Source organism: Paenibacillus caui, assembly GCF_019904135.1.
GTDB classification, from domain to species: domain Bacteria; phylum Bacillota; class Bacilli; order Paenibacillales; family Paenibacillaceae; genus Fontibacillus; species Fontibacillus caui.
The window spans coordinates 1-2,751 of sequence record NZ_JAIOGQ010000070.1 but is presented as its reverse complement, the minus strand read 5'-3'; the positions used below and the strand labels follow the sequence as shown (position 1 = coordinate 2,751).

Sequence of the window (2,751 nt, the reverse complement as noted above, 5' to 3'; positions counted from 1 at the left end):
CCAAGTTGTTCTCCTTGATGAAAGCCCGTAGTTGTTCTTTTGACCAAAGTCCCATGTATTCTCCCAACCTTTCTATTACTTCCATTTTACTGGGTTTAGGAGTTTACACAAACTATTTTACAGACTCTCGTCAAAATCTCATATGCTTTTCTGAGTAGGATTTACAAGTGTTTCAAAGCTTTTTCGGCCTTAGAACGTAAACTTTCTTTTCTTTTTTTACTCTCTCCTTCAACATCCAAAAGAGTTAATTTCATTAAGACCGACGAATCAATCAGCTTATTTTCTATAGCATCCTCCAATATTGTGAACTTTTCATACAAATACAGTTGCTCAGTTTCCTCCGCGGATAGTAATACCTTTTCACGGATTTTATTTCTAACCAAACTAGCAAAAATTTCTTTACGAATAGTTTCACTCAATCCATCTAACAAATCAAAATATTGAATTGAAATTCTATCTTTCTTTAACATTTCAATAATTAAACTTTCTAATGCTAAAAAAGAGTATTTTTGGTAATCATTAACTAAATCTAACAGGAATTTTTCATCATAGCTTTTCATACTATCAATCAGCAATGCGTATTTTTTATAGAGAAGATGCTCTTTTGCTCCTGTAGGAAGACTCATTTCATCTATATTACTACTAATATATTGTAGTGCGTCATCACATAAATCCCCGTGAATTCCTTCGATTTCATCATTCTCTACTTGGGATAAAAGAAAATTTAATTCCTTCTTACTTAATCTCTCATTTCCCTCAAGAAATAAATTATTTAATCTTTCTAGTATCTCTGAATATTTCAAAAAAATCATCTCCTATCCCTGTACCATCTCATAATTTGGCCAACTGAACTTCTAATTTGAGGTCTGAATGTATCTACTACTTTTTGCTGAACTCGATTAAGCTCTGGCTCCCCCGACAAACGTTTTCCATTCTGCCCAACTATAACCATATTACCTTTATTATCATATACATGAACATGGGCAGGGCCATGGTCTCCTGATGCAAAATAATGGACTATTTTCCCTAAACCATTGCTACCTATCGTTTTGTCAGGCAGTTCGCTCGCATATGCCTTTTTTCCAAATAGGATTTCTAAAAGCGAAGTTGAGGGTGTAGGTATAAAAACAACACCATATGCTTTTCCTCCTGTATCAAGAGCAAAAGAAGCATTCCCATCTATGCAACCACCTGCAACAGTATAATGACAAGGATTATTTCTTATCTCATCAGCCCTTGCCTCGGCAATTTTTTGCATAGATTCGTTAGAATTAATACACTTTTGTGTTGTACACGCTGACTTGCTGTCTTCAGCCTGCCTCCACATACTTTTAACGGTAACAAGATTGTCATACCATATATCGTTTATAAAATCATCGACTCCACTAAACGAATCAACATAACACCCAGCATCCTTGCCTGCCCTGCAATGACCTGTTGGGTCACTATACCCTAGTGGGTTATTCCCCACATACGTATACAAGTTCAAACTCAGCGGATTCGTTATCTGCCCCTCATACGTATCCTCACTAATAAAACGTGCATCCACCGGATCATAATAGCGGGCGCGTAAATAGTATAATCCACTCCTCATCATAAAACTGGCCCGTATATTTATAGGGATTGGATATATTTTCGATCTTCGATGTAATGGTACCCCAGGAGTCATATTCATTAAGCATATTACCGGCATTATCATTTATTTGTACTACATCCCCGTGGCCGTTATATAAATAATATCCTGTTTTGGCCCCATGGAGATCTTCGCGATACAGTAATTCATTGCCCCATATATTTCGTGCCTTAACTCCGGTGACGTTCCCATTTTCATCTAGAGCCAGTTCCTCAATAATATTTCCATTTAAGTAAATATATCTTGTTCCCTCGTTATTCCCGGTCTTTAGAGGATCTAATACGGAATGCACGTTTCTATTTTGAGAAATCCATTAGATGTAAATAATCATTTGCTAACAAAATTGATTCTGCCTAAACATGTCACCGAGCTCGAACTACATAATATTGACCTTAAAATGTTTGAGAAGCGATGCTCCTTACCGATCTTGGATGGTGAGGAAGTACATAAAATCGAGCAAGCATTGATCTGGTCCTGTACTGAGCAGAGATTAATCAAACTAAAATTGTGGGGAGATCCTGAAGAATTGGAGATCGCTGGCGTGGCTAAATCTATACATACCTATTCACGCGAAATTAAGTTTGAAATTGCTGATGCTACCCAATGGATTAAAATCAATCAGATCGTATAGCCAAGTAAAATAAATAACCACTTTCCACTATATGAAAATAATGGTATCCTCTACTATAAAAGCTGATTACAGCCTTGACCCGCTGCCTTTATCTAAAACTCTAAGTTGGGGTTATTTCTCTGATTCGTTTAAAGCTTCTCCACTAGCAAATTAAGATATAAATAAAAATGAGATAAAGTGGAATATGAGGGCATGGTAGTGCATAAAAATTTCTTTTTAGCTAAACATGCCCCTCATTGCAATAATACTTGTACTGGTATTGTACTGTACTGGTCATACTTCATCAGAACTGTTAAGAGGTGGTTTTTTGAATTTTTTCTTCACGAATGCGAAAGAAAAAAAATATTTAATATTATTTTAGGCTCTACACCAAAGTTAGTGCTTGAACAGTCAGCTAGTTTATGCTAGTGAAAATAGCGAGCATAGTTGCATTCGACCAGAAGTCCCTGTACATACCGATCTCGATTACGGGTGAAGTAATGTCTGC

General features: G+C 36.3%; 3 protein-coding genes. 1 reads left to right on the top strand and 2 read right to left on the bottom strand.

Annotated elements, in window-relative coordinates:
- Positions 1 to 161: 161 nt before the first annotated feature.
- Entirely contained in the window at positions 162 to 803 is a 642-nt protein-coding gene (locus K7397_RS21100) for a hypothetical protein (protein ID WP_223070544.1), read from the bottom strand.
- 5 nt (positions 804 to 808) lie between these two features.
- Positions 809 to 1,597, bottom strand: coding sequence for an RHS repeat-associated core domain-containing protein (locus K7397_RS22115; RefSeq protein WP_337926771.1), 789 nt, complete (start codon positions 1,595 to 1,597; stop codon positions 809 to 811).
- 322 nt (positions 1,598 to 1,919) lie between these two features.
- Here K7397_RS22115 and K7397_RS21090 point away from each other — a divergent pair, with 322 nt between their 5' ends.
- Positions 1,920 to 2,264, top strand: a complete 345-nt coding sequence (locus K7397_RS21090) for a YolD-like family protein (RefSeq protein ID WP_223070543.1) — start codon at positions 1,920 to 1,922, stop codon at positions 2,262 to 2,264.
- The last annotated feature ends 487 nt before the right edge of the window (positions 2,265 to 2,751 follow it).